This is a genomic window from Brevibacterium sp. JSBI002 (genome assembly GCF_026013965.1).
Taxonomy (GTDB): Bacteria; Actinomycetota; Actinomycetes; order Actinomycetales; family Brevibacteriaceae; genus Brevibacterium.
In genome coordinates, this window is sequence record NZ_CP110341.1 from 1,656,306 (window position 1) to 1,682,900 (window position 26,595).

Here is a 26,595-nt window from a genome sequence, read left to right on the forward strand (position 1 = left end):
GTCTCTTTTCGCATGAGACTCCTGGCCGACACACGTCCACTGCGCTACGCGTCGTTCCGACGACTGTGGGTGGCCAATATCGTTACCGTCATCGGTGCGCAGATGACTGTTGTGGCGATCCCCGCACAGATCTTCCATATCACCGGGTCGTCCGGGTATGTCGGGCTCGCCGGTGCGTTCGGGCTGGTTCCGCTCATCGTCTTCGGATTGTGGGGCGGGTCGTTGGCCGATGTCATCGATCGACGCAGACTGCTCGTGATCTCGACGGTCGGTCTGATCGTCACGAGCGCGATACTTGCCCTCATCGCGGTGCTCAGCATCGACAATGTCTGGTTGCTGCTGTCTGTATTTTCGATGCAGCAGGCATTCTTCGCACTCAACCAGCCGGCGCGGGGAGCTCTGCTGCCGTCGATCATCCCGCTCGGCCTGCTGCCCGCGGCGAACTCGCTGAACATGACCGTGATGACATTGGGCGCCGTCGTCGGCCCTGTCGTCGGCGGAGCGCTGATCCCTCTGTTCGGGTACCAGCTGCTCTACGTCATCGACGCCGTGTTCCTGTTCGCTACGCTCTACGCAGTGTTCCGTCTGCCGTCGCTGCCGCCGCAGAAACAGCCCGATACTCGGTCGGGATTCAAAGGGATCGTCGACGGGTTCCGGTATCTGCGGACGAACACCGTCGTCATGGTCTCTCTGCTGGTGGACATCATTGCGATGGTCTTCGGAATGCCGCGGGCCCTGTTCCCGCAGATCGCCGCTGAGACCTTCGGCGGTCCGCCGGAGGGCGGCATCGTCTTCTCGCTGCTCTTCGCCGCGCTGGCCGGCGGAAGCGCATTGGCCGGGATCTTCTCCGGGTGGGTCTCACGCGTGGAGCGCCAGGGACTGGCCGTCATCGTCGCCATCGTCGTCTGGGGTGCGGCAATGACGGTGTTCGGACTGTCCCTTGAGCTGGCGGCTGGGTTCTGGCTGACCGCACTCGTCGTCGCATTGGCTGCGATGGCGGTCGGCGGAGGAGCCGATATCGTCTCCGGCGCTTTTCGGCAGACGATGCTCCAGGAAGCCGCAACCGATGCGATGCGCGGTCGGATGCAGGGAGTGTTCATCGTCGTCGTCGCCGGCGGACCTCGTATCGCGGACGTCCTCCACGGCTCCGTTGCTGCAGTCACAGACACCACGGTCGCCTCGGCGGGTGGCGGCATCGCCGTCATCGTTCTCGTGCTCGCCTGTGCGGTGGCCTTTCCGACCTTCCGGAAGTACCGGGTCGAACGCGGCGGGCACGAGCACACTGTCCCCACGGCCTGAGCTATCGAGCAGATCGGACGTTCGACCGTGCTCCTGCTTCGAGTCGTCCCCGAATCAGCGCGAGTCGTCGTCCCGGAGGGCCTGCTCCATTCCGGCCAGTATTCCCGGCCACCCCGGACCCATGCCCTTGAACGCCTGACGCCCCAGCGGAGAGTCGACGTCGAGCCCCGAATGAACCAAGCGGACTCGGTTTCTCCGACATGTCAGGATAGCCCGACTCTTCTGCGCTTTCGGGTATTGTCGCGCAGCTTGCCGCGTACCTCTCACACCGGATTGCAAGACCCATGACGCTCCAGTACTTTCGCATCTCTCAGTGCTGCTCTCGCTCTACCGTGCTGGTGTCATAACGGCCCGGTACTGGCGTAGCCCTCACTCGCCGTGCCGAAACACCGTTGTGCACCAAGGGGCTTTACGACGACGGGTGAGGGGCGCCCGATGCGGCGCCATAGGGAGATGGGCGGGAGAGACGACGACACCCCCGACTCGCCGCCGAAGCAGCAGGTCGGGGGTGCGTCAGCGTGGTGATACAGCGGACGGCCGCCAGGTGTGTCAGCTGGTAGTGGCCGAGTAGACGGCGTTCTCTGCGGGCTGGACGACGACGAAGCCGGGGCCGTGGAATGCCAGCTGCACGGACTCACCGGAGCCGCGACCGAAGAATGTGCCGACGCTGACGTCGGTCTTGATCTGCGGGGCCAGCGCCGAGGACCAGCAGACGGCTGCCTGCGGGTCGACGAAGGTCGGCTGCTGCGAGCAGTCGAGGACCATGGGCTCACCCTTGCAGCAGATCGCGGCAGTGCCCTGTCCGCCAAGTTCGAGGTTGAACAGTCCCGAACCGCTGACCATTGCACCGACGCCGCCCTTGATGCGTTTGATCTCCCAGCTGAGCGCGTCGTCGAAGGCGAGCAGGTTTGCGGTGTTGACGGTCAGCGCGTCCTGTGGACCTTCGAGCGCCATCATGAAGATGTTCGAGGCTTCCCTGGCGAAGAACACTTCTCCGTGTCCCTCGACGCGCATGACGTTCCCGCCCTCGCCGGTGGCTGCCTTCTTCATGAACTGGCCGACCGACTTCGACCCTTGGTGGGTGAAGTGGACATCTCCCTGATAGGCGACCATTGCGCCCTTGGTGGCGATCATCGGCGCGTTCGGCGTGACCACCGAACGCAGCATCTTGTGCGACTGGAGCGTCCAGCGCTCTTGGTTCTGGACCTCGGCATTGCGTTTGGAAAAGAGTTCGCTTCTCACGGTTCTGGGGACCTTTCGTTCAGGGAGGACTTCGGTGCTTCTTCAGTGGTCGATAACCATAGTACGGCGGAGAGAACGCAGACCCGGTCATTTCGTGTATCCGTTCCGGAACATGCGCAGAGCCCCACGGCATCCGCTGCTCCGACTCTGCGGAGGAACGAATGCCGCGGGGCTCTGCGGGACCAGGTCGGGTCTCGGGCAGCCGGCGGGGCCGGAGGGTGCGCCGGCTGACCGTCAGGTCCGGCTGGTGTTCGGCTCAGTCCTGGTCGACGAAGTCGATCGAGGCAATGGTGATCTCATCGCCGGCTTCCTCGGTGCTCAGGGACTTGATACGGCCCGCGGCCCTGAGGTCGCCTTCTGCCGCCTTGATCGCGGAGACGACGGTGGCCGGCGCCTGAATGGTCACGGAAGCGACCTCGGTCTTCTGCGACACCTTGGCCTCGGTCTTCGTGCGGCGGATCTCGGTCAGTGCGGCTGCCACCGAGGCCAGCAGCTCGGGAGCGACGGACGATTCCGGATGGCTCAGCACCTCATCTGCCGGCCACGGCGCACGGTGGACCGAACCGGTGCGCCACCAGGACCAGACCTCTTCGGTGACGAAGGGAGTGAACGGAGCGAACAGACGCAGCAGGACATCCAGAGCAGTGGCCAAGGTGACGTGCGCCGACAGCTGATCGTCAGATCCCGACGAGCCGTAGGAACGGTCCTTGACGAGCTCGACATAGTCGTCGGTGAACTCCCAGAAGAAGCTCTCGGTCACACGCAGTGCATGAGCATAGTCGTAAGCGGCCATATGCTTCCCGGCCTGCTCGACGACCTCGGCAAGCTTCGCCAGCAGGGCCCGATCGAGATCGTGGGTGACGGCGCCGAGCTGACCGATGAGACCGGCGTGCACTCCCTGTGCCAGAGCGAACTTCGAGGCGTTGAGCAGCTTCATCGCCAGCCGGCGGCCGATCTGCATCTGCGTGACGTCATAGGCGGTGTCCGCACCGAGTTTCGCGCTGGCCGCCCAGTAGCGGACCGCGTCGGGACCGAATCCCGGCTTCGCCTCGCCGAGGATGTCCGACGGAACCACGACATTGCCCTTGGACTTCGACATCTTCTTCCGGTCCGGATCGAGGATCCACCCAGACAGGCCGGCATGCTTCCACGGTGCCGCATCGTTGAGCGAGTTCGCCCGGACGACGGTGGAGAACAGCCAGGTGCGGATGATGTCGTGTCCCTGCGGACGCAGGTCGAAGGGGAAGACCTTGTCGAAGAACTCCTCGTCGCGCGACCAGCCGCCGAGCAGCTGCGGCGTCAGCGACGACGTCGCCCAGGTGTCGAGGACATCCGGGTCTGCGGTGAACCCGCCGGGCACATCACGCTGGTCATCGGTGAAGCCGGCAGGAGCCTCGGCGATGGGGTCGCACGGAAGCGACTCGGGCACGATCGGGTCATCGTAATCGGGCTGGCCATCAGCGTCGAGGCGGTACCACAGCGGGATCGGGACACCGAAGAACCGCTGCCGGGAGACCAGCCAGTCGCCGTTGAGGTTCTCCACCCAGTTCTCGTAGCGGGAGCGCATGTACGCCGGATGCCATTCGATCTCGCGACCGCGGGCGATGAGCGCATCCCGCAGCTCGGCCGACCGCCCGCCGTTGCGGATGTACCACTGACGGCTGGTGACGACCTCGAGCGGCTTGTCGCCCTTTTCGTAGAACGGGACCGGATGCGTAATCGGCTCGATCTCACCGATGAGGTCACCGGAGTCGATGAGCATCTGCGCAATGTCCTTGCGCGCAGAGAAGGTCGTCTTTCCTGCCAGCGCCTCATAGTTGGCCACAGCATCGGACTTCGGTGAGTTCGCGATCCACTCAGGCACCTCGAGGTTGAGGCGGCCGCCGCGGTTGATCACCGCACGGGTCGGCAGATCGAGTTCACGCCACCACGTGACGTCGGTGAGGTCGCCGAAGGTGCAGACCATGGCAATGCCTGTGCCCTTATCGGACTTCGCAAGTTCATGGGCGCGGATCTCGACGCTGACACCGAAGAGCGGCGAAACGACGTTCGTGCCGAACAGGGAGGCGTAGCGTTCGTCATCGGGATGGGCGACAAGTGCCACGACCGAAGGAATGAGCTCCGGACGCGAGGTGAGGATGATGATCGGTTCCGCCGAGGTGTCGGCCAGGCGATCAGCGCCCTCGGGGAAGAACTTCACCTTGTGGTACGCGCCTTCGCGCTCACGATCCTCGAGTTCGGCCTGAGCCACAGCAGTGCCGAAGGTGACGTCCCACATGGTCGGCGCGTCCTGCGAATAGGCATGCCCGTTCGTCAGATCGGTGAGGAAGGCCCTCTGGCTCACCGCACGCGAATCGTCATCGATCGTGCGGTAGGTGTACTTCCAATCCACGGACAGTCCGGTGGAGCGGAAGAGGTCCTCGAACACCTTCTCGTCCTCGGCGGAGAGCTTCTCGCACAGTTCGATGAAGTTCTGGCGAGAGACCTTGACGAAGTCGCGCGAATTCTTCGGTGCCTTCTCCGGCGGCTGGAAGTCCGGGTCGTAGGGCTGGCCGGGATCGCAGGTGACTCCGTAGTAGTTCTGCACGCGACGTTCGGTCGGCAGGCCGTTGTCGTCCCAGCCGAGGGGATAGAACACGTTCTTGCCGGTCATCCGCTGATAGCGGGCGATGATGTCGGTCTGGGTATAGGAGAACACGTGTCCGACATGCAGCGACCCCGAGGCGGTCGGCGGGGGAGTGTCGATCGAGTAGACCTGCTCGCGATCGGTGTCGACGTCGAAGGCGTAGACGTTCTGCTCACTCCACGCGGCGTCCCATTTGTCCCGCAGCCCCTCGAGGGCCGGCTTGTCAGGAAGGTTCACTGACTCGTGCGTCGAGTCCGAAAAGGCAGGTGTGTTCATAGTTGCTGATTTTCTCACCCGGTTCGCGATCGGCCAAACCGGTTCGCGATCGGCCAAACCGGTTCGCGCCCGTGGCCTCGAGAAGCCCCACCCGGGCTTGAGGGCAGCACTCCCGCCTCGGCTGCCCCAGCTCGACGGCGTGGGACGGCTCATACCCTGAAGGCGCAGTGAGTCGCCTGCGTCGCGGGCAATGACATCATGGACACATGGCGCCCTTGGACCGAATTCCGACAGAGAATCCGCCGCCCACGTCGACCGCGTGGATGAATCCGGCACGTGCGATCGCGATCATCGCCGTCGTGGCCATCCATTCCCTGGGCACGGTCGTCGAAGAGAACTTCGCAAGTATGGGGCCCGACTGGTGGCTGGCCAATGCCATCGACTCCGCCTGCCGGTGGTCAGTGCCCGTATTCATCATGATCTCCGGGGCCTTGGCCCTCGACCCCGATCGGGCGGCAAACCGCGGAGGTTCCTGTCCAAACGTGTCTGGCGAATCGGCATCCCCCTCGTGTTCTGGACGGTCGTGTACGTTCTGTTTCGTCGCTACTACCTGCAGCCCGACGACGAAACCTGGAATCCGGGCATTGCGATTCTCACCGGATCGCCCTTCGTCCAGCTCTACTTCCTCTACGTCCTTGCCGGTCTGACCCTGCTCACCCCGTTCTTCCGCCTGCTGAGTGTCCACGGCTCCCGCCGTCTGCAGTGGGGGACCGGTCTGATCTTCCTCGGCATCGGCATGGCCGACCAGTGGGTGTCGATGGTCTTCGACGTCGGCGAAGCCAATATCGCCACCCGGTTCCTGCCGATGGCCGGTTTCTACATCCTCGGCTGGGTTCTGCGCGATATCGTGCTCTCGGTCAGAGGCGCAGTCCTGGCGTGGGTCAGCCTCATCATCGCGGTCGCTGGAACCGCGGTCTGGGCCGGTCTGGGTCCCGGTGAGAAGCCGTGGATGTTCCCGTACGAATACCTCTCCCCGGGAGTCGTCCTCGCCTCCATGGCCGCTTACCTCCTCCTGCATTTCCATCTGCGCGAAGGCTTCGGGCTGCTGCACCGGTTCTACCCGTATTCCTTCGGTGTGTTCCTCCTCCATCCGCTGCTGCTCTACCCTGTCCGAAATGCCATGGGCCTGCCTGATACCGTTCCAGGCGTCCTTCTCCACGCCGTGATCATGCCGATCGCCTATGCGCTCGTCTGCGCCGCCATCACCTGGGTGGCAGTGAAGATCCCCGGCCTCCGTGCCGTCTTCGGCGAAAGCCGACCCCGCAACCCGCACACCCGACCAAGAGTGATGAAACTCCGACCGGGCGCGAAGGCCCCCCCACCTGTCGCGTCGACGACCCCGGAAGAAACGGCGCCACCCGAGCCGGCCGGGAGCAGCGCTTTCGAGACCGATCTCGCCTCAGAAGACACCGCACGCGGCCGAGAGCCGAGTCCGTAGACTGAGATCTGAACAGGAGAACCCCGCTTCCGGAGTCCGGACTCAAACCCGCCGACAGATCCGACGAAGGAGAACACCGATGGAAAAGCTCAGAGCAGTAGTCACAGGAGCCAGTTCCGGAATCGGTGCGGCCACGGTCCGACAGCTGCGCGAGCAGGGCTGGGACGTCGTCGCCGTGGCCCGCCGTGAGGACAAGCTCAAGGCCCTCGCCGAGGAGACCGGAGCCGACTACATCGTCGCCGACCTCACCGATGACGCCGCCGTGGCGTCCATGGCCGAACAGGTGCTCGCCGGGGGAGTCGTCCATTCCCTCGTGGCCAATGCCGGCGCCGCATTCGGAACCGACACCGTCGCCGAGGCATCGGTCGGCGGATGGCGGGACATGTTCGACATCAACGTCCTCGGCGTTCTGCGCGTCGTCAAAGCACTGCTGCCGGCCCTCATCGATTCCGGCCGCGGAGACATCGTCGTCATGTCCTCGACCGCGGGTCATCAGGCCTATGAGGGCGGCGGTGGCTACGTCGCTGCGAAGCACGGCACCCACTCGATGGCAGCGACCCTGCGCCTCGAACTTGCCGGCGAACCCGTGCGCGTCATCGAGATCGCACCGGGAATGGTCGCCACCGACGAGTTCACCTTCAAGCGCGTCGGCGGTGATGAGGCGAAGGCCGCGAAGGTCTACGAAGGCGTCGAGAACCCGCTGACCGCGGACGACGTCGCCGATGCCGTCGTCTACACGCTCACTCGGCCGCACCATTTCAACGTCGATCTCATGGTCATCCGACCGATCGCCCAGGCCGCTCAGCACAAGGTCGCCCGCAACCGGGGACTGTGAGCACCCACGGCTCCAGCCCGCGGCCGCCTCGGCGAGGGAGATCCCCCGCGCCGCCGAGTGGTCTCGGGCGGAGTCGACGGTATACGATTGTCTTGCGTCGATCCGGCTATCACCGGGGAGCATCCGGAAGAACGGAACCAGCGTTCCAAACGCAGCGTTCTCAGTAGACCCGGACGGGTGGACCCGTCATCGTCTGAGTGAATGAGCGATCCGCTGAACGACCCGAACCGGTCGGACTGCGGATAAGCGAGGTGGTACCGCGGCAGACTGTCGTCCTCGTGACAGTGACCGCAGTGACCCAGAAGGACGCTCATGACTCAGCTCTCTATCCCAAGGTATCGACCTCGACCTTCGGACTCTCGTCGTCCCCGAACTTCCCTGCCATCGAAGACGCTGTGCTGCGCTACTGGCAGGAGGACGACACCTTCAAGGCGTCGATCGCCCAACGCGACGCCGGCGAGAACGGCGAGAACGAATTCGTCTTCTACGACGGACCTCCCTTCGCCAACGGCCTGCCCCACTACGGTCACCTGCTCACCGGCTACGTCAAGGACGTCGTCCCGCGCTTCCAGACGATGCGCGGCAAGAAGGTCGACCGCCGCTTCGGCTGGGACACCCACGGACTGCCGGCCGAGCTCGAAGCCGAACGTCAGCTGGGCATCACCGACAAGTCCGAGATCGGCCGCATGGGACTGGCCGCATTCAACGACGCCTGCCGCTCCTCGGTCCTCCGCTACACCCAGGAATGGGAAGAGTATGTGACCCGTCAGGGTCGGTGGGTCGACTTCGACAATGACTACAAGACGCTCAACGTCGAATACATGGAAAGCGTCATCTGGGCGTTCAAGCAGCTCTGGGACAAAGGCCTCGTCTACGAGGGCTACCGCGTGCTCCCGTACTGCTGGAAGGACGAGACGCCGCTGTCGAACCATGAGCTGCGCATGGACGATGACGTGTACAAGATGCGTCAGGATCCGGCAGTGACCCTCGGTTACAAACTCAAGGACTCCGACGAGTGGGTCCTCATTTGGACGACGACCCCGTGGACGGTTCCGTCGAACCAGGCCGTGGCCGTCAACCCGGAGATCCCGCTCGTCGCAGTGGTCCCCGGTGAAGATGGTGCCGAAGAACTTCAGGGCAAGACCCTCATCCTCGCCGAGGCACGTCTGGGTGCCTATGCTCGTGAACTCGGTGCCGGACCGCAGGTTCTGCGCACCTTCCCCGGCAGCGAACTCGTCGGCGTCTCCTATGAACCTCCGTTCCCGTACTTCGAGGGCCGTCAGGAGGAGTTCGGCGAGAACATGCACACGATCCTCGCAGCGGACTTCGTCACCGTCGAAGACGGCACCGGAATCGTTCACCAGTCGCCCGCCTTCGGTGAAGAGGACAAGGAACTCACCGACTCCTACGGCATCACCGCGGCCCGTCCCGTCGACGACGCCGGTCGCTTCGATACGACCGTTCCCGACTACGCCGGCCAGCAGGTCTTCGACGCCAACAAGGCGATCATCAAGGACCTGCGCAACCACACGGGTCCGATGGAGTCGCGGGGTGCTCTGCTGGTCCGCCATGAATCCTACGAGCACTCCTACCCGCACTGCTGGCGCTGCCGGAACCCGCTGATCTACCGTGCGGTGTCCTCCTGGTTCGTCCGCGTCACCGAGTTCAAGGACCGCATGGTGGAACTCAACGAGCAGATCAACTGGGTGCCGGACAACGTCAAGCACGGACAGTTCGGCAAATGGCTGGAAAACGCCCGCGACTGGTCGATCTCGCGCAACCGCTTCTGGGGTTCGCCGATCCCCGTGTGGATCTCCTCCGACCCGGCGTACCCGCGCACCGACGTCTACGGTTCCCTGGCCGAGATCGAAGCCGACTTCGGACGTCTGCCGCGCAACGACTCCGGAGACGTCGACCTCCACCGCCCGTGGGTCGATGACCTCACCCGCCCGAACCCGGACGATCCGACCGGCAATTCCGTGATGCAGCGCATCCCGGAGATCTTCGACGTCTGGTTCGACTCCGGTTCGATGAGCTACGCCCAGGTGCACTACCCGTTCGAGAACTCCGAATGGTTCGACAACCACTTCCCGGCCGACTTCATCGTCGAATACGTGGGACAGACACGCGGCTGGTTCTATCTGCTGCACGTTCTGGCCACGGCGATCTTCGACCGACCAGCTTTCACGAACTGCATCTCCCACGGCATCGTGCTCGGCTCCGACGGGCAGAAGATGTCGAAGTCCCTGCGCAACTACCCCGATGTCAACGAGGTATTCAACCGCGACGGCTCGGATGCCATGCGCTGGTTCCTCATGGCTTCGTCCATCCTGCGCGGCGGCAACCTCGTCGTCACCGAACAGGGCATTCGCGATGGTGTCCGACAGGTTGTGCTCCCGCTGTGGAACACATGGCAGTTCTTCGCCACCTACTCCAACGCGGCCGATGGTCCGGCGGGGGAGAAGACCGGTTACCAGGCACAGTCCCGCTACGACTCGTCTCAGGTCCTCGACAGGTACCTCCTGGCAAAGACGCACGACCTCATCACCGAGTTCGCCGAGGCGATGGAGGGCCTCGACATCTGGGCGGCTTGCGAACTCGTGCGCAGCTACCTCGACATGCTCACGAACTGGTATGTGCGTCGTTCGCGTCGCCGGTTCTGGGACGGCGGCACCGACACTCATGAGTCCTTCGACGTCTTCTATACCTGCCTGGAGGCATTCTGCCGCGTGGCCGCACCCCTGCTGCCGTTCACGGTCGAGGAGATCTATCGCGGACTGACCGGGCAGCGGTCGGTGCACCTGGCCGACTACCCGGATGCTGAGGCATTCCCTGCCGACGCCGACCTCGTCGCGGCGATGGACCTCACCCGCGATATCTGCTCAACGGCCTCCTCGGTGCGCAAGGCCAACCAGCTGCGGGTGCGCCTGCCGCTGTCGCAGCTGACAGTCGCCACCGACACTGACCTGAGTTCTGACTTCACCGAGATCATCGCGGATGAGCTCAATGTGCGTACCGTCGAGGTCCTCGACGTCGCCGAGGCGGAGGCCGCCGGCTTCTCCCTGTCGCAGAATCTCGTCGTCAACGCCCGTGCCGCCGGACCCCGTCTGGGCAAACAGGTCCAGCAGGTCATCAAGGCCTCGAAGTCAGGCGACTGGTCCGTCACCGACGGCGCCGTCGTCAGCGGCGGAATCGAGCTCGTCGACGGCGAGTACACCCTCGAATCCGTGGCCGAATCCGGCACCGAGGGCATGGAACTCGCGGCACTCGACTCCGGCTTCCTCGCCCTCGACACCCGGGTCACACCCGAGCTCGAGGCCGAAGGCATGGCACGTGATGCCGTGCGCGCCATCCAGGGCATCCGCAAGCAGCTCGATCTCGATATCTCCGACCGGATCGCCGTCACCATCGAAGCCGGCACCGAGGTGGTCGCCGCGCTCGAGCCTCACGTCGACCTCATCGCCGGTGAGACCCTGACGACCACTCTGGACTTCGGCCCGGTCGACGCCGGTGCCGAGGTTTTCAGCCCCGAAGAGCTCCCCGGCGGCACCCGTCTGGCGGTGAAGCTGGCATGAGCGAGGACAACACCCCAGCCGAGGATCCGGTGGCAGCAGCTGAGGAGCTGCTGGCCGCTGTCGAAGATCCGCAGACCGCAGAACAGGACGCGGATTCGGAACCTCTGCCCGAACCGGTCGTCGATGACGCCACTCGGGCCGAGCTCGCCCGGGTCTATGCCCTGCTGCTGGCCCGGGCGGGGGAGACGCAGGTCGAGCTGCGCCTCGATGCGACTCGGCGGGCGTGTGAGATCCTCGGCGATATCCACACTGCGGCCCCGACGATCACGATCACGGGCACGAATGGGAAGACCTCGACGGCACGGATGATCGATTCGCTCATCTCCGCTCATGAGCTCCGGGTCGGCCGGTTCACCAGTCCGCACCTGCATTCGGTGACCGAACGGATCTCCCTGGACGGCGCACCCGTGTCCGCTCACACCTTCGTCCGCATCTATGACGAGATCGCCCCGTACCTGGACATCGTCGATGCCCAGCTCGAAGCCGAAGGGCGTGCGAACCTCACCTACTTCGAAGCGCTGACCGTGCTGGCCTTCGCCGTGTTCGCCGATGCTCCGGTCGATGTCGTCGTCACCGAGGTCGGCATGGGCGGACAATGGGATTCGACGAACGTGGCCGATGCCCAGGTGTGCGTGTTCACGAAGATCGGTCTCGATCATCAGGCGTTCCTCGGTGACACCATCGAGGAGATCGCCGCGACCAAGGCTGGAATCCTCGATCGCAGCGCCGAGGACAGCCCGGCCCCCGAACCTGTTGCCGTGTCTGCCGTCCAGGACGAGGCCGCACAGTCGGTCCTCGACGAGGAAGCTGCCCGCCGTGGGGTTACGCTGGCGGCTGAGGAGCGGGACTTCCGTCTCCTCGACCGGCAGCGTGCCGTCGACGGTCAGCTCATCACGGTCCAGGGCCGCAGAGACGTCTATTCCGACCTGTTCCTGCCGCTGCACGGAATTCACCAGGCCCACAATGCCGCGGTCGCGATCGTGGCAGCCGAGGCCTTCCTCGGAACTGAAGACAAGCCGCTCAATCAAGAGACGGTGGCCGAGGGGCTGGCCCGCGTGACCTCACCGGGTCGTGCGGAACTCCTGCGCACGGGACCCAGCGTTGTCGTCGACGGCGCCCATAACCCGGATGCCGCGCACGTGCTGGCCGACACCCTCGCCGAGGCGTTCGACTTCGACTATGTCGTCATCGTGCTGGCGATGCTGGCGGACAAGGACAGCGACGGGGTCATCGAAGAGCTCCATCGCAGTGCGGATGTGTTCGTCGTCAGCGAGAATCTCAACTCCCGTGCGCTGCCGGCAGACGACCTCGCCGAGGCGGCGCGGGAATGGGTCGACGAGGATTCCGTCATCGTCGCCTCCGATCTCAATGCCGCTCTGATGAAGGGCATCGACCTGGCCAACAGCGTCGATGCGAAGAGCCCGGGAATCGTCGTCACAGGCTCCATCTACACAGTGGCCGAAGCGCGCCTGCTGCTCGGACGTGGGGAGGAGGGATGAAATCGAAGTACCCCGTGCTCTGCGGATCGATCCTCATCTGCGAGCTCGTCGTCGTCTACTTCGCCGTGCTCACGACATTCGGCTTGTCGGTGAAGTCAGCGCAGACTCTGACCCTGGCGCAGCTGCTCATCGGCGCCTCGGTCATCGCAGTGCTGGCCATCATCGCAGTCATCCTGCTGCCGCGGCAGATCGGTGCGAAACGTCCCGGTGTGATCATCGGGTGGGCGGTGCAGGGGCTGCTGCTGGCCTCCGGCTTCGTGCTCACCTCGATGTTCTTCGTCGCAGCGCTGTTCATCGCCCTGTGGGCCGTGGCCGTGTACTGGTCGGCTCGCATCGATCGTGAGGTCGCCGCGCGCGGCTGAACTGTGAGAACGCCGAGGCGGGAGCGCCTCGGTGCCCGGGTAGACTGTGGACCGACGTCCACACGACATTGGAAGGACCGGAATGGAACGTACGCTCATCCTCATCAAGCCCGACGGAGTCGCTCGCGGACTCGTCGGACAGATCGTGGCCCGAATCGAAGCCAAGGGCTATGCGATCGACGCCTTGGATCTCCGTTCGGCCACCGCCGCCGAACTGGCAGCCCATTATGCGGAGCACGAAGGCAAGCCCTTCTACCAGCCGCTGGTCGACTTCATGTCCGAAGGGCCGATCGTCTCGATCATCGCCTCCGGTCAGGGCGTCATCCCCGGCTTCCGGTCCTTGGCCGGTGCCACCGACCCGACGGCAGCTGCTCCGGGTACGATCCGCGGCGATCTCGGTCGCGACTGGGGTGAGAAGGTGCAGAAGAACCTCGTCCACGGTTCCGATTCCACCGAATCGGCTGAACGGGAGATCGGAATCTGGTACCCGGCCGAAGGCTGATGACAGGCAGAGGACCGAACGTGGCCGACGTCTGAGCCGAGCCGGTCGAAATCATGAGGGCGCCCCACCAAGCGGCGGGGCGCCCTCACTGCATTCGATTCGCGGTCAGAGAAGATTGGAGAAGAATGCCCAGAACTGCACGACGATGCAGGCGAAGATGATGAGCATCCACAGCACCGACAGGGCGATGTTCTCCTTCGCCAGGACCCTCAGCACGGCGTTTTCGGCGGCGCGCCGACCGAAGGCGCCGGTGAGCAGATTGCGGGCGGTGACGGCCATGAACATCGGAATCGTCACGGTCCACACGATGATGCACCACGGGCAGCCGACTCCGATCTTGTAGATCGAGACGTAGAACAGGAACATCACCAACGCCACGCCGCAGGCCAGTCCGATGTTCAGTCCCACTATCACCCAGCGGGGCAGCCGGGTGCCGGACAGGATGAGCACGCCGAGCAGCAGCGGGATGATGAAGGCCGCCACGCCCACGAGCTGATTGGGGAAGCCCAGCAGCTCGGCCTCGGCGTGTTCCATGACCGAACCGCACGAGAAGAACGGGTTGAGGTCGCACGAGAGGACGACGTTCGGGTTCGCCAGCTTCTCGTACTTCTCCGCCGACAGGGAGAACGAGGCGAGGAAGCCGATGGCAGAGGCGATGATGAGGAAGATCCCGAACGGCACCGATCTGAGCGCCCACGACGAGGTGGTATCGGCGGACTCGAGATCATCGGATTGAGTCAGTGTGGTGTTCACTCCTCAAGAATGCCTGGCGATGTCCCGTGCGGCAAACCCCGTCCCCATCGAAACCACAGCGCAGAGACACTTCTGTGACATAATGGTCGGACGGATACCTGCTCTCACACCGAGCAGGAGAAGTGCCTCCACCGAGTCGAGGGTATGACCTCGCAGGTCGACAACAAGATGAGGCAGCACGGAAGGCCTACGCGCTGAGCGCGAGCCGGATGTGCCATCCACAGGTTTCGGTCCATTGCGGACCATGCAAGGATCCGAAGATCCGTACGGTGTGGACGGCGTCCTCGGACTGGGAGATACGATGAACGATATGTCGAACGACGGCACAGAGTCGACAGATCCGACCGAAGGCATTCTCGCGGACCTCGCGAATCTGCAGCACTCGGCGGGTGCCAAGAACGCCGAACACGAGGATGTCGACGACAGCGTGCGTGCGCGCCTTGATGACATCGCCGAGGCGGCCGAATCGTTGCGTATCGGCGATGCCGATGACAGCGACGATGATGAGGGCGAAGAGCCGACTCCTCGCCGAGGCGGGCAGAAGTCCGCACGCGATGCCGTGGCCAACCGGGGACTCGTCTTCGAGGAATTCGTGCGCGGAGACACGGACGACGATGACGATGATCACGACGACGCCGACGATGCCGATGGCGACGACGAGGACGATGCTGCGTCGCAGGCTTCGCCGGGCTTCGACCCGCGCAATCCCTTCGCGGCCCCGGCCGCTCCGGCTGCCGCACCCGAACACCGCACCACTCCAGCCGTGCCCTATGACGGCGGCCTGATCTTCCAGGTGCCGAAGGCCGAACACGCCGAGGTCATCACGATCGACGACGATGACTCCGACGATGACTGGGATGATTCCCACGACTCCGATGACGACACGTCGTCCTCACAGGAGAACCCCCAGAACGACCGCGGTGAGGACGATTCCTCCAGCGGTCCGCGCCGGCGGCGAGGCGGCCGCGGGCGCCGATCGCGGGGTCGCGATGACTCCCACGACGATTCCCCTGACTCCGACGACGACTCGAAGGACTCCGAGGACGATTCCTCGGACTCTGCCGGCAAGCCGGATGCGAAGTCGTCGAAGCGGGGATCTCGGTCGAGCAATCGCGGTTCGAAGCGCTCCGATGCGGACGCCGAGGACTCACAATCGAAGTCGGATCATCAAGACTCCGATCACAAGGAAGCCGACCACAGGGACTCCGACGATTCGGATTCGGACGATGGTGATGACGACTCCGACGGCGGCTCGCGCCGTCGCCGCCGTCGCCGGTCTCGCACCCGCAGCACCGACCGCGACGAAGTCACCTCGCTCAAGGGTTCGACCCGCCTCGAGGCAAAGCGACAGCGTCGTAAGGAGGGCCGCGAAGCCGGACGTCGCCGCCCCATCATCACCGAAGCCGAATTCCTCGCTCGACGTGAATCCGTCGACCGGACCATGCTGGTGCGGGAGAGCGGCGACCAGACTCAACTCGTCGTCGTCGAAGACGGGATCGCTGTCGAGCACTACCTCAAGGAGAACCGTCAGCAGTCCTCGCTCATCGGCAACGTCTACTTGGGCAAGGTCCAGAACGTGCTGCCGAGCATGGAGGCGGCTTTCATCGACATCGGCAAGGGCCGCAACGCCGTGCTCTACGCCGGCGAAGTCAACTGGGACGCCCTCGGCATGGACGGCAAGGCGCGCCGCATCGAAACCGCGCTGAGTCCCGGCGATGCCGTGCTCGTGCAGGTGACGAAGGACCGATCGGACACAAGGGCGCCCGTCTGACCAGCCAGATCTCTCTGCCCGGCCGGTTCCTCGTATACGTACCGGGCAATTCGATGACCGGAATCTCGCGGAAGCTGCCCGACAACGAACGCGCACGCCTGAAGAAGCTGCTCAAACAGCTCGTCGGCGATTCGAACGGCGTCATCGTGCGCACCGCTGCCGAAGGCGCCACCGACTCCGACCTGTCACGTGACGTCGAACGTCTCGCCAAACGGTGGGAGACGATCGAGAAGAAGTCGAAGTCGACGAAGGTGCTGGCCCCGCAGCTGCTCTACAGCGAGCCGGACATGATCGTGCGCATCATCCGTGATGTCTTCAACGAGGACTTCAGCTCGCTCGTCATCGACGGCGACGGCGCATGGAACACCATCCACGAGTACGTCGAATCCGTCGCCCCGGACCTGCTCGATCGCGTCCACAGCTACAACGAGGACGAGGACATCTTCGACCACTACAGGATCGAAGAGCAGATCCAGAAGGCGCTGCAGCGCACCGTGAATCTGCCCTCGGGAGGTTCACTCGTCATCGACCGCACGGAAGCGATGACGGTCGTCGACGTCAATACCGGCAAATTCACCGGCTCCGGAGGCAACCTCGAGGAGACTGTGACCCGCAACAACCTCGAAGCCGCCGAGGAAGTCATTCGACAGATCCGCCTGCGCGACATCGGCGGAATCATCGTCGTCGACTTCATCGACATGGTGCTCGAGTCCAACCGCGACCTCGTGGTGCGCCGCCTCGTCGAGTGCCTCGGTCGCGACCGGACGAAGCATCAGGTCGCCGAGGTGACATCGCTGGGACTCGTGCAGATGACGCGCAAGCGCATCGGCACCGGACTCGCCGAATCCCTGGTCAGCGCCGGCGAGGACCTCACCGGCCGGGGGCTGCTGCTGCCGGGTTCGGAAGAAGACGGATCGAAGACCCACCGCGGCAGCCGCTCGTCGAACCACGACAACCGCCGTGACCGCAAGCGGCGGGGCGACTCAGGCTCGAAGTCCAAGCACAATGAGTCCGAACCGACAGATGAGACAGTGTCATCGGATGCTTCTCGGTCAGCCGTCGCTGCGATCGCGAAAGCCACCCTGAAGAAGGATGATGCCGATTCGACCGAATCGTCGTCCGACGCTCAGACTCAGTCCGATGCCTCGGCGAATGACGGCGAGAACGGAAAGCCCCGCTCGCGTTCGCGCAACGGACGGCGTCGTTCTCGCTCGAACCGCGGAGACGACTCGCAGACCGAGACGCCCGACGAGAAGTCGGGTGGGAAGGAGAAATCAAGCGGCGACGAGCAGGCGCCGGCAGAAGCGAAGACTGCAGCCGAGCAGCAGCCTGCAGCCGAACAGAAGCCTGCAGCCGAGCAGCAGCCTGCAGCCGACGAGCCGAAGGATCTGCCGCTGATGATCGGCGCGGACAGCGAGACGAAGGTCGCCGCGGCTGAACCGGTCAAGAGCACTCCGGCGAAGAGGCGCGAACCGGCGAAGAAGGCCCCTGCCCCCAAGCAGGAGCAGCTGCCCACCTCGTTCGTCATCATCGGCGAGGACTGAACGCCTCTGCTGAGTTGAGACAGAAGACAGCGCCCCGCCGACGGATGACGTCGACGGGGCGCTGTCGTCTGCGGTGGAACCAGCTGCCGGCGGTCAGCCTGCCGACTGCTGGTTGCGGGTGGTGCTGATCGTCGGCTGTGCGGCCTGGTCACCGCAGAGGACGATCATCAGGTTCGATACGAGGTCGCTGCGTTCGGTCTGCCCGAGTCTGACGATCTGCCGTCCTTCGATCTCCTCGATCGCCGTCTCGACCATGCCCACAGCTCCTTCGACGATGAGCTGACGGGCAGCGACGACGGCCGTGGCCTGTTGCCGCTGGAGCATGGCACGGGCGATCTCAGGGGCGTAGGCCAATTGGGTGATGCGCGATTCGATGACCGTGACGCCAGCAGCCATGACGCGGGCGGCGACCTCATCGGAGAGCCGTGAGGTGATCTCGTCTGCGTTGTCGCGCAGCGACATGCGGCGCGGATCCGAGGAATCGTAGGCGTAGGAGTTCGCGATGTGCCGAACGGCGGTCTCTGCCTGGATCGCGACGAACTCCTCGAAGTCATCGACCTCGAACATCGCCTGTGCGGTGTCGCGGACCTGCCAGACGACCACAGCGCCGATCTCGATCGGATTGCCATCGAGGTCATTGACCTTCAGCGTCGAGGTCTCATGGTTGCGGATGCGCGTCGAGATCTGATCCTTCGTGTAGAAGGGATTGACGAATCGCAGACCCGACTGCCTGACCGTTCCGACGTACTTGCCGTAGAGCTGGAGGACGACGGCATGTCCTGGCGCCACCGAAGTGCAGCCCTTGAACAGGAACATCGAAGCGATGAAGCTGAGGACGGCGACGATGAAGAGGACGACACCGACGACGACTTGGGCGAAGGTCATGACGAACCCGATGATGCCCAGGAGCACAGCGAGGAGCAGCAGGACGATGGCGCCGACGATGGCGAAGTAGCCCGAAACCCCGCCTGCCGGCTTCTCTCGGACACGTTCGCCATCGGGTGAGACGATGCGCGTCGGTGCAGAATTCCCCTGACCCGAGGCAGATGGGCCGCGGTGGGAATCTGGTGTCTGCATAGTCGACCGTCTGGTCCCAGGGGGAGAAGCCTGTGGCGAGACAGGCCCGGACCCGGCGGCCGGACCCGGACCCGAATCGGCGGGCTGCCCGTACGAGCGGCGTCTCTGCGGTGCCGGTGGCAGCGGTGCGCCTTCACGGTGGTGCGGTGGCGCACCGGTGTTCGCCTGAGCACCGGCCGGCGGACCGTACGGCGCCGTCGTTCCCGAGCCGCCGACCGCCCCGGACTGAGCGCCCTGCGAACCATAGTGGCCATTGGGATTCGTCACCGCCTCCGCCCCGGGATAGGCCGCGGGCTGACTGTGCCCTGCCTGGATATGTGTGCTCGGATCTCCGCTGGGTACGGGGCCGCGATCAGTGGTCGGGTTCGACGCTCGAATGGGTCGCTGATCTGGCTGCTGGGGGTTCTGAGTCATGCTCCCAGTCTAGGTCAGGTAATGAGACGGGAATCTCAAACAGCCGTGGAACGGCCAGTTTCGTAACGGTTCGATAACTGAAACGGTCCCACAACTTGGAACGCTTGAATGTGACCCAAGTCTCAGTAGGTTGTCACACTATGAATGATCTTCAGATTTCAGCAGCGCCGGTGTCCCCGGTCGACGGTGCCATCAATTCCTGGTTCGATCCGATCGCGACATGGTTCGGCAGTATCATCTTCTTTCCGATCTCCATCGGAGAGATCTCTTTTCCATTCGTCGTCCTGTGGCTGATCTTTGCGGCGGCGGTCTTCACGGTCTACTTCGGCTTCATCCAAGCTCGAGGAGCCAAGCTGTCGCTCGAGATCATCCGTGGAAAATTCTCCTCGAAGTCCGATCCGGGTGAGGTCAGCCACTTCCAGGCACTGGCCTCTGCGCTGTCGGGCACCGTCGGTCTCGGCAATATCGCCGGTGTCGGAGTGGCCATCGCACTCGGCGGACCTGGAGCGACCTTCTGGATGATCGTGGCCGGACTTCTGGGTATGTGCACGAAGTTCGTCGAATGCACTCTCGGAGTGAAGTACCGCGAGATCGACGAGAACGGTGTGGTTCACGGTGGCCCGTTCAAGTACCTCCCGGTTGCCTTCCGCCGTTTCTCCAAGCCGGTGGCAACGGTGCTCACCGGACTGTTCGCCATCGCCATCCTCATCTTCGGCGTCGTCGGCGGCGGAATGTTCCAGGCCAACCAGACCTTCGCCCAGGTCCGCACCGCCACCGGCGGCGATGACGGATTCCTGGCCGGCCCCTTCGCCTCGCTCGTCTTCGGAATCATCTTCGCGGCACTCGTCGCCCTGGTCATCCTCGGCGGCATCCGCTCCATCGCCAAGGTCACCGACAAACTCGTACCCGGAATGGCCATCTTCTATGTCATCTCGTGCCTCCTCGTGTTGGGGCTCAACTTCTCGAACATCCCCAATGCGATCGGCGAGATCTTCGCCGGCGCGTTCAACCCGCAGGGTGTGGCCGGCGGCATCGTCGGAGTCATGATCATCGGCTTCCAGCGTTCGGCCTTCTCGAATGAGGCAGGAATCGGATCAGCTGCGATCGCTCACTCGGCGGTCAAGACGCGTCGTCCCATCTCCGAGGGATTCGTTGCACTCCTCGAACCCTTCATCGACACTGTCATCGTCTGCACGATGACGGCACTGACGATCATCGTCGCCAACCAGGCGTCGTACCGGGAGGATCTGGGTGCCGGTGAGATCGGTGGAGTGGCACTGACTTCGGATGCCTTCTCCACGGTCGCCTCGTGGTACCCGATCCTGCTGGCCATCGCCGTCGCACTGTTCGCCTTCTCAACCCTCATCACGTGGGCGTACTACGGTGAGCAGGCATGGAGCTACCTGTTCGGCAACGCGAAGGCCAGTGTCACGGTTTTCCGCACGCTGGTCTGCCTCTTCGTCGTCGTCGGCTGTGTGGCGACCTTCTCCAAGGTCGTCGAGTTCGCGGATGCGGCCCTGTTCATGTGTGCCTTCATCAACATCCTCGGCCTCTACCTGCTCATGCCGGTGGTCAAGAAGGAGATGAAGAAGTATCTCGCCGATCGCAAGGCCGGGACTCTGAACGACCCGGACACCACCGACGCTGTCCCGGTCGACCAGCACGCCTGAGTCTCGACCGCCTCGAGACAAGAGCGACGCCCCGATCAAGGATGCCTGTGCCCCGTGCCATTCGGACGCGGGGCACAGGCATGTCCGGGCATCGATAGACTGGGAGCGTGGATGAGAACAGTGACGACAGAACACGCGCAGTCGACCGGCTGCAGGAGCTGCGAGGCAGCATCGACAACATCGATGCCTCCCTCGTTCACCTCCTCGCCGAACGCTTCAAACTCACCGAGCGAGTCGGCGAACTCAAAGCTGACCATGGTCTGCCCCCGGCCGACGAGTCTCGGGAAGCCAGGCAGGTCGCCCGGCTGCGAGAACTCGCCGAGGAGTCCCATCTCGATCCGGAGTTCGCCGAGAAGTTCCTGGCGTTCATCGTCGCCGAGGTCATCCGCCGGCACGAGGGCATCGCGGAGTCACGCGAAAGCTGAGTCAAAGCGTCGGCGGCGGTCGCCCGCCACAGGGGGGTGGACGAGAGGTGGCTCACAACGGGAGGGTCGTCCGCTCGAGCATGGGCAGCGGGTTTGCCGTTGCCGTGCATTCTCGACTAGACTTGATCGTCGGTGCGCGTGACGCACCACGGCTGGTGATTCCTCTCAATGGGATGTCTGCGGGACTCGTTCTGCGGCAGCCAAGGGACAACCGCCGTTAGTTTGTTTTCAGCAGAAAGAGGGTTCGACCATGGTCTATGCCATCGTCCGCGCCGGAGGCCACCAGGAAAAGGTGAGCGTCGGCGATATCATCACAGTCAACCGAATGAAGGCGAAGGCTGGAGACAGCGTCGAACTCGATGCCGTACTTCTTGTCGACGGTGAGACGGTCACGACCGATCCCGACGCTCTGGCGAAGGTCTCGGTCAGCGCTGAGGTCGCCGGTGAACTCCGCGGTCCCAAGATTGTGATCCAGAAGTACAAGAACAAGACCGGGTACAAGAAGCGTCAGGGCCACCGCCAGGACCTCACCCGTCTGAAGATCACGAACATCAAGTAAGAGGAGACTTCTCACATGGCAAGCAAAAAGGGAGTCAGCTCGACCCGCAACGGTCGCGACTCGAACCCACAGTACCTCGGCGTGAAGCGCTTCGGCGGCCAGGCCGTCAAGGCCGGCGAGATCATCGTCCGTCAGCGCGGAACCAAGTTCCACCCCGGAGCGAATGTCGGCCGTGGAGGAGACGATACCCTCTTCGCACTGACCGCCGGTGCGGTGGAATTCGGAACCCGCAACGGTCGCAAGATCGTCAACATCGTCGGAGCCTGATCCTTCCCGGATCCGTTCCGTCGTCAATATGATCTCTCCCTGAAAAGGGAGCATGAAGGGTGAGTCGAACGACTCACCCTTCATCTGATATAAGGACATTATGGCCACCGAGTTCGTAGACCGTGTCACCGTTCACCTCGCCGCAGGCGCAGGTGGGAACGGGTGTGCCTCGATCAGGCGCGAGAAATTCAAACCGCTCGGCGGGCCCGACGGCGCCGACGGCGGCAACGGCGGCAACATCATCTTCCGCGTCGACCGTCAGACCACCACCCTGCTTCCTCTGCACCACCGTCCGCACGTGCGCGCCGACGACGGCGGGATCGGCAAGGGCGATCTGCGCCACGGCGCCGACGGCAGAGACCTCATCGTCGACGTCCCCGAGGGCACCGTGGTGAAGAACACCAACGGCGACGTCATCGCCGACCTGGTCGACGACGGAACCGAATTCACCGCAGCCGCCGGTGGCCGCGGCGGGCTCGGCAACGCCGCGCTGGCTTCGACGAAGCGCAAGGCCCCCGGCTTCGCGCTCCTCGGAGAGCCCGGGCAGTCGCTCAGCCTCGTGCTCGAACTCAAGACGATCGCCGACATCGCCCTCGTGGGATACCCATCGGCGGGCAAGTCGAGCCTGATCGCTGCGCTGTCAGCCGCCAAGCCGAAGATCGCCGACTACCCTTTCACGACACTCGTGCCCAACCTCGGGGTCGTCCAGGCCGGCGACACGCGCTACACGGTTGCCGACGTTCCAGGACTCATCCCCGGCGCATCGGAGGGCAAGGGGCTCGGCCTCGAGTTCCTCCGCCACGTCGAACGCTGTGCCGGCCTCGTCCATGTCATCGACATGGCCACCTGGGAGCCCGGTCGCGATCCCGTCTCCGACCTCACGATCATCGAATCCGAACTCGCCGCCTATGCCGTCGACCTCGACGACGGGAGCGGACTACTTCCGCTCTCGCAGCGTCCGAAGCTCGTGGCGCTCAACAAGGTCGACATCCCCGACGGTCGCGATCTCGCCGATATCGTGCGGCCCGATCTCGAAGCCGCCGGATACCGGGTCTTCGAGATCTCGGCAGTCAGCCACGCGGGTCTGCGGGAACTCTCGTTCGCCATGGCCGAGCTCGTGCTCGCCGAACGGGAACGTCGCGCCGAGATCGAAGCGACACCGCAGCGCGTAGTCATCCGGCCGAAGGCCGTCGACGATCGGGGATTCGAAGTCCGGTCCGAACGCACCTCCGATGGACCGCTGTTCCGCGTCCTCGGTGACAAGCCTCGTCGCTGGGTGCAGCAGACGGACTTCGGAAACGACGAAGCCGTCGGCTACCTCGCCGACCGCCTCGAGCACCTCGGCGTCGAGGAGGCTCTCTTCAAGGCTGGAGCGAAACCCGGCGACACCATCGTCGTCGGCGGAGACGACGGCGTCGTCTTCGACTGGGACCCCACAACCGTCGGCGGAGCCGAACTGCTCGGCTCCCGCGGATCGGACGCCCGACTCGACGAGGAAACGCGCTCCACACGGAAGGAGCGCAAGGCTGCGTATCACGAGAAGATGGACGCGAAGGCCGCCACACGGGCCGAGTTCGAACAGGAGCGGCTGGCCGAACGCTCCCTCCGTGAGAGCCGCCTCGGTGCACCTGCGACGGAGTCTGCTGAGGGAGTCGGCGAGGAGTGAGCGCCGCAGTTCAAGCGGACTCTTCCGCAGGATCGTTCCGTGACGACATCGCACGAGCCCGTCGCATCGTCGTCAAGGTCGGATCGTCCTCGCTGACGACGATCGACGGCGGACTCGACGAAGCCAAAATCATCGCGCTCACCGATGTCATCGGGGCCCACCGATCGGCCGGTCACGAGGTCATCCTCGTCTCCTCCGGCGCGATCGCGGCCGGTCTGGAGCCGATGGGGCTGAAGAAGCGCCCTCGAGACCTCGCCAGCCAGCAGGCAGCGGCCGGGGTCGGTCAGGGACTGCTCATGGCCGCATACACGCGGGCGCTGGGACGCTACGACCTCGTTCCCGGTCAGGTGCTGCTCACCGCCGATGACCTGATCCGACGCACCCAGTACAAGAACGCCCAGCGAGCCATCGACAAACTCCTGGCTCTGGGCACGATGCCCATCGTCAATGAGAACGATGCCGTGGCCACCGAGGAGATCCGCTTCGGAGACAACGATCGGCTGGCGGCGCTCGTCGCTCATCTGGCTCACGCCGATGCGCTCGTGCTGCTCTCCGATGTCGATGCGCTCTACTCTGGACCCCCGGATCAGCCCGGCTCCCGCCTGATCGGCCGCGTGCACGGACCCGGCGACCTCGACGACCTCTCCATCGGAGGTGTCGGGACTGCCGGCACCGGCACCGGCGGAATGGCCACGAAGGTCGACGCCGCCATCATGGCCGCTGATTCGGGGATCCCGGCCGTGCTGACCTCGGCACCGCAGGCCGCCTCGGCGCTGGCGGGGGAGACCGTGGGCACATACTTCGCGGTCACCCACAGACGACGGGGCACCCGCCTGCTGTGGCTGCGCCATCTCGCTCGGACCTTCGGATCGGTCACGATCGACAGAGGAGCCGAAACAGCCGTGCTCTCCCGGGGGACGTCCCTGCTCGCTGCGGGCGTCACCTCCTGCCGCGGGGACTTCGAAGCAGGGGACCCGGTCGAGATCCGCAATCTCGACGACGAGGTCATCGCCCGCGGTATGACCAACTTCTCCTCGGACGAGCTGCCGCTGATGTTCCGTTCCACAACCGAGGAACTTGGCACCCGTCTGGGAAATGACTACCGTAAAGAGGTCATCCATCGAAACGATCTCGTTCTCACACAGGTGAGCGGGGGGAGATAGCCCATGACAGCAGCAGCCGAGATCCACCCGAAGACTGTGCGCGGCGTGACCCGCATCGTGCGCAACGCCAAGTCCGCCTCGAGCCTGTTGGCGACGACCTCGACCGCCGAGAAGAACGCTGCTCTCGGCGCCATCGCCGAGGCGCTGCGCGGCAACACCGACCGCATCGTCAAAGCAAATGACGCCGACATCGCCGCCGGCACCGAGAACGGAATGAGCGAAGCTCTGCTCGACCGTCTGCGCCTCGACGTCGATCGCATCGCAGCGATCGCGGACTCCGTCGAGGACGTCATCGATCTCGCGGATCCCGTCGGCGATGTCGTCGTCGGACGCACCTTGCCCAACGGCATCCGACTCACCCAGAACCGTGTCCCGATGGGCGTGATCGGTGCGATCTACGAAGCCCGCCCGAACGTCACCGTCGACATCGCCGTCCTCGCACTCAAATCCGGAAACGCCTCGGTCCTGCGCGGAGGATCGGCTGCGCAGAACTCGAACACTGAGATCATCTCCATCCTCCGCCGGGCCGTCGAATCGGCGGGACTGCCCGCCTTCTCGATCAACGGCATCGACCAGTACGGGCGCGAAGGCGCGAACGTGCTCATGCACGCCCGCGACTACGTCGATCTGCTCATTCCCCGAGGCGGCGCCGACCTCATCAACATGGTCGTGCAGGAATCGATCGTGCCCGTCATCGAAACCGGTGTGGGCAATGTGCACATGTTCATCGACTCCACAGCCACGGTGAAGACCTCCGTCGACCTCGTCCTCAACTCGAAGACGCATCGACCCAGCGTGTGCAACTCGCTGGAGACCCTCCTTGTGCATGAGAAGGCTGCGAAGCGCGTGCTGCCGAAGATCCTCGAACGCCTCGACGGCGCCGGGGTCATCGTGCACGCCGACTCGGACGTCTCGGCACTGGCACCGGCCGGGATGAAGGTCCGACGGGTGTCGCGGCGCGACTGGGCCAAGGAGTACCTGGGACTGGAGATCGCGATCAAGCTCGTCTCCGGCATCGAAGAGGCCATCGACCATATTCGTGCCTACAGCTCCGGCCACACCGAGGTGATCGTGACGAAAGACCTCGACAACGCTGACACCTTCGTCACCGCCATCGATGCAGCGGCTGTGGGAGTCAACGTCTCCACGCGATTCACCGACGGGGGAGAGCTCGGCTTCGGTGCGGAGGTGGGCATCTCCACCCAGAAGCTGCATGCTCGCGGCCCCATGGGACTCGAACAGCTGACGACCACGAAATGGGTGATGATGGGCAACGGCCAGGTCCGTTCTTGAGCCCGAATCGGCTCCGACACTCCGCGATCAGGGTACTCACCGCCCGACCAGGGGAGACATCGGAGGGGGAAGAAGTCATGTCGATGCCGGATTCCCCGATGGTTCATGAGAAACTGAGAAGGTAACGACCCCGAAGCGCTCTGTGCGCGACGGATCAATGAGTAAGGAGAAATGACGTGAACGCAGCCATCATGGCCGCCGCGGCCGAAGGTGGGGAGCACGCAGCCCACGTGGAGCTGCCGATGGATCCGATCTGGTACGGACTCATCACCCTGGCGATCTTCATCACGATGGGCATTGTGTCTCGGTCGTGGAAGGGCATCTCGCACCGCCACTGAT

The 26,595-nt window shown here is 64.3% G+C and carries 19 protein-coding genes and 2 pseudogenes; 17 read left to right on the plus strand and 4 right to left on the minus strand.

All coding sequences use genetic code 11. The features are described from left to right. The first annotated feature begins 12 nt into the window (after positions 1-12). Positions 13-1,299, plus strand: a complete 1,287-nt coding sequence (locus tag LJ362_RS07575; RefSeq protein ID WP_264801547.1) for an MFS transporter — start codon at positions 13-15, stop codon at positions 1,297-1,299. A 549-nt stretch (positions 1,300-1,848) separates the two neighbouring features. Here the strand turns inward: LJ362_RS07575 and LJ362_RS07580 are convergent. Then, entirely contained in the window at positions 1,849-2,541 is a 693-nt protein-coding gene (locus LJ362_RS07580; protein WP_264801549.1) for an AIM24 family protein, read from the minus strand. Between the two features lie 256 nt (positions 2,542-2,797). After that, on the minus strand, positions 2,798-5,443 hold the full coding sequence (gene valS / locus LJ362_RS07585) for a valine--tRNA ligase (RefSeq protein WP_264801550.1): 2,646 nt from the start codon (positions 5,441-5,443) through the stop codon (positions 2,798-2,800). A 263-nt stretch (positions 5,444-5,706) separates the two neighbouring features. Between valS and LJ362_RS17095 the strand changes: the two are divergent. From LJ362_RS17095 to ndk, 7 genes and pseudogenes are all read left to right on the plus strand, one after another. Next, positions 5,707-5,823, plus strand: a pseudogene (locus LJ362_RS17095) (hypothetical protein); the annotation flags it as partial. A gap of 128 nt (positions 5,824-5,951) precedes the next feature. Then, positions 5,952-6,881 (plus strand): acyltransferase, encoded by a 930-nt coding sequence (locus LJ362_RS07595; protein WP_264801553.1) that lies wholly within the window; start codon positions 5,952-5,954, stop codon positions 6,879-6,881. A gap of 79 nt (positions 6,882-6,960) precedes the next feature. Beyond that, a complete protein-coding gene (locus LJ362_RS07600) occupies positions 6,961-7,716 on the plus strand; it encodes an SDR family oxidoreductase (RefSeq protein WP_264801554.1) in 756 nt (251 codons plus the stop codon). Positions 7,717-8,009: 293 nt separating this feature from the next. Next, positions 8,010-11,291 (plus strand): isoleucine--tRNA ligase, encoded by a 3,282-nt coding sequence (gene ileS / locus LJ362_RS07605; protein WP_264801555.1) that lies wholly within the window; start codon positions 8,010-8,012, stop codon positions 11,289-11,291. Then, entirely contained in the window at positions 11,288-12,790 is a 1,503-nt protein-coding gene (locus tag LJ362_RS07610; RefSeq protein ID WP_264801556.1) for a bifunctional folylpolyglutamate synthase/dihydrofolate synthase, read from the plus strand. The genes ileS and LJ362_RS07610 overlap by 4 nt, the downstream gene beginning before the upstream one ends. Continuing rightward, positions 12,787-13,152 (plus strand): DUF4233 domain-containing protein, encoded by a 366-nt coding sequence (locus tag LJ362_RS07615; protein ID WP_101545585.1) that lies wholly within the window; start codon positions 12,787-12,789, stop codon positions 13,150-13,152. The genes LJ362_RS07610 and LJ362_RS07615 overlap by 4 nt, the downstream gene beginning before the upstream one ends. Before the next feature lie 82 nt (positions 13,153-13,234). After that, positions 13,235-13,654 carry a nucleoside-diphosphate kinase gene (gene ndk / locus LJ362_RS07620; RefSeq protein WP_039210750.1) on the plus strand — a complete coding sequence of 140 codons (420 nt, stop codon included), beginning with the start codon at positions 13,235-13,237 and terminating at the stop codon, positions 13,652-13,654. 105 nt (positions 13,655-13,759) lie between these two features. On the opposite strand, the gene LJ362_RS07625 is transcribed toward ndk, so the two are convergent. Further along, the gene (locus LJ362_RS07625) at positions 13,760-14,407 is read right to left on the minus strand and encodes a vitamin K epoxide reductase family protein (protein WP_264801559.1); all 648 of its coding nucleotides are present in this window, start codon (positions 14,405-14,407) and stop codon (positions 13,760-13,762) included. A 301-nt stretch (positions 14,408-14,708) separates the two neighbouring features. Between LJ362_RS07625 and LJ362_RS07630 the strand changes: the two are divergent. Then, positions 14,709-17,722: pseudogene (locus LJ362_RS07630) on the plus strand (Rne/Rng family ribonuclease). Positions 17,723-17,815: 93 nt separating this feature from the next. Here LJ362_RS07630 and LJ362_RS07635 read toward each other — a convergent pair. Continuing rightward, positions 17,816-19,213, minus strand: coding sequence for an SPFH domain-containing protein (locus tag LJ362_RS07635; protein ID WP_264801561.1), 1,398 nt, complete (start codon positions 19,211-19,213; stop codon positions 17,816-17,818). A gap of 140 nt (positions 19,214-19,353) precedes the next feature. On the opposite strand from LJ362_RS07635, the gene LJ362_RS07640 reads away from it, so the two are divergent. The 8 genes from LJ362_RS07640 (at position 19,354) to LJ362_RS07675 (ending at position 26,594) form a co-directional block, all read left to right on the plus strand. Continuing rightward, entirely contained in the window at positions 19,354-20,883 is a 1,530-nt protein-coding gene (locus LJ362_RS07640) for an alanine/glycine:cation symporter family protein (RefSeq protein ID WP_264801562.1), read from the plus strand. Between the two features lie 107 nt (positions 20,884-20,990). Next, positions 20,991-21,308 carry a chorismate mutase gene (locus LJ362_RS07645; RefSeq protein ID WP_264801563.1) on the plus strand — a complete coding sequence of 106 codons (318 nt, stop codon included), beginning with the start codon at positions 20,991-20,993 and terminating at the stop codon, positions 21,306-21,308. Positions 21,309-21,558: 250 nt separating this feature from the next. Continuing rightward, on the plus strand, positions 21,559-21,867 hold the full coding sequence (rplU, locus tag LJ362_RS07650) for a 50S ribosomal protein L21 (RefSeq protein WP_025776790.1): 309 nt from the start codon (positions 21,559-21,561) through the stop codon (positions 21,865-21,867). A gap of 15 nt (positions 21,868-21,882) precedes the next feature. Continuing rightward, a complete protein-coding gene (rpmA, locus tag LJ362_RS07655) occupies positions 21,883-22,134 on the plus strand; it encodes a 50S ribosomal protein L27 (protein ID WP_025776788.1) in 252 nt (83 codons plus the stop codon). A 100-nt stretch (positions 22,135-22,234) separates the two neighbouring features. Further along, positions 22,235-23,800, plus strand: coding sequence for a GTPase ObgE (obgE, locus tag LJ362_RS07660; RefSeq protein ID WP_264801565.1), 1,566 nt, complete (start codon positions 22,235-22,237; stop codon positions 23,798-23,800). Then, positions 23,797-24,963 (plus strand): glutamate 5-kinase, encoded by a 1,167-nt coding sequence (gene proB / locus LJ362_RS07665; protein ID WP_264801566.1) that lies wholly within the window; start codon positions 23,797-23,799, stop codon positions 24,961-24,963. Before obgE ends, proB begins: the two co-directional genes overlap by 4 nt. A 3-nt stretch (positions 24,964-24,966) precedes the next feature. Further along, positions 24,967-26,256, plus strand: coding sequence for a glutamate-5-semialdehyde dehydrogenase (locus LJ362_RS07670; RefSeq protein ID WP_264801568.1), 1,290 nt, complete (start codon positions 24,967-24,969; stop codon positions 26,254-26,256). Positions 26,257-26,432: 176 nt separating this feature from the next. Next, on the plus strand, positions 26,433-26,594 hold the full coding sequence (locus LJ362_RS07675; protein ID WP_167443897.1) for a hypothetical protein: 162 nt from the start codon (positions 26,433-26,435) through the stop codon (positions 26,592-26,594). Position 26,595: the final 1 nt, after the last annotated feature.

Bases quoted from the DNA above. Each gene is read 5' to 3' on its own strand.
- rplU (WP_025776790.1), top strand. From the start codon at position 21,559: ATGGTCTATGCCATCGTCCGCGCCGGAGGCCACCAGGAAAAGGTGAGC.
- LJ362_RS07575 (WP_264801547.1), top strand. From the start codon at position 13: ATGAGACTCCTGGCCGACACACGTCCACTGCGCTACGCGTCGTTCCGA.
- LJ362_RS07640 (WP_264801562.1), top strand. From the start codon at position 19,354: ATGAATGATCTTCAGATTTCAGCAGCGCCGGTGTCCCCGGTCGACGGT.
- rpmA (WP_025776788.1), top strand. From the start codon at position 21,883: ATGGCAAGCAAAAAGGGAGTCAGCTCGACCCGCAACGGTCGCGACTCG.
- LJ362_RS07600 (WP_264801554.1), top strand. From the start codon at position 6,961: ATGGAAAAGCTCAGAGCAGTAGTCACAGGAGCCAGTTCCGGAATCGGT.
- LJ362_RS07635 (WP_264801561.1), bottom strand. From the start codon at position 19,213: ATGACTCAGAACCCCCAGCAGCCAGATCAGCGACCCATTCGAGCGTCG.
- ndk (WP_039210750.1), top strand. From the start codon at position 13,235: ATGGAACGTACGCTCATCCTCATCAAGCCCGACGGAGTCGCTCGCGGA.
- LJ362_RS07615 (WP_101545585.1), top strand. From the start codon at position 12,787: ATGAAATCGAAGTACCCCGTGCTCTGCGGATCGATCCTCATCTGCGAG.
- LJ362_RS07610 (WP_264801556.1), top strand. From the start codon at position 11,288: ATGAGCGAGGACAACACCCCAGCCGAGGATCCGGTGGCAGCAGCTGAG.
- valS (WP_264801550.1), bottom strand. From the start codon at position 5,443: ATGAACACACCTGCCTTTTCGGACTCGACGCACGAGTCAGTGAACCTT.
- obgE (WP_264801565.1), top strand. From the start codon at position 22,235: ATGGCCACCGAGTTCGTAGACCGTGTCACCGTTCACCTCGCCGCAGGC.
- LJ362_RS07670 (WP_264801568.1), top strand. From the start codon at position 24,967: ATGACAGCAGCAGCCGAGATCCACCCGAAGACTGTGCGCGGCGTGACC.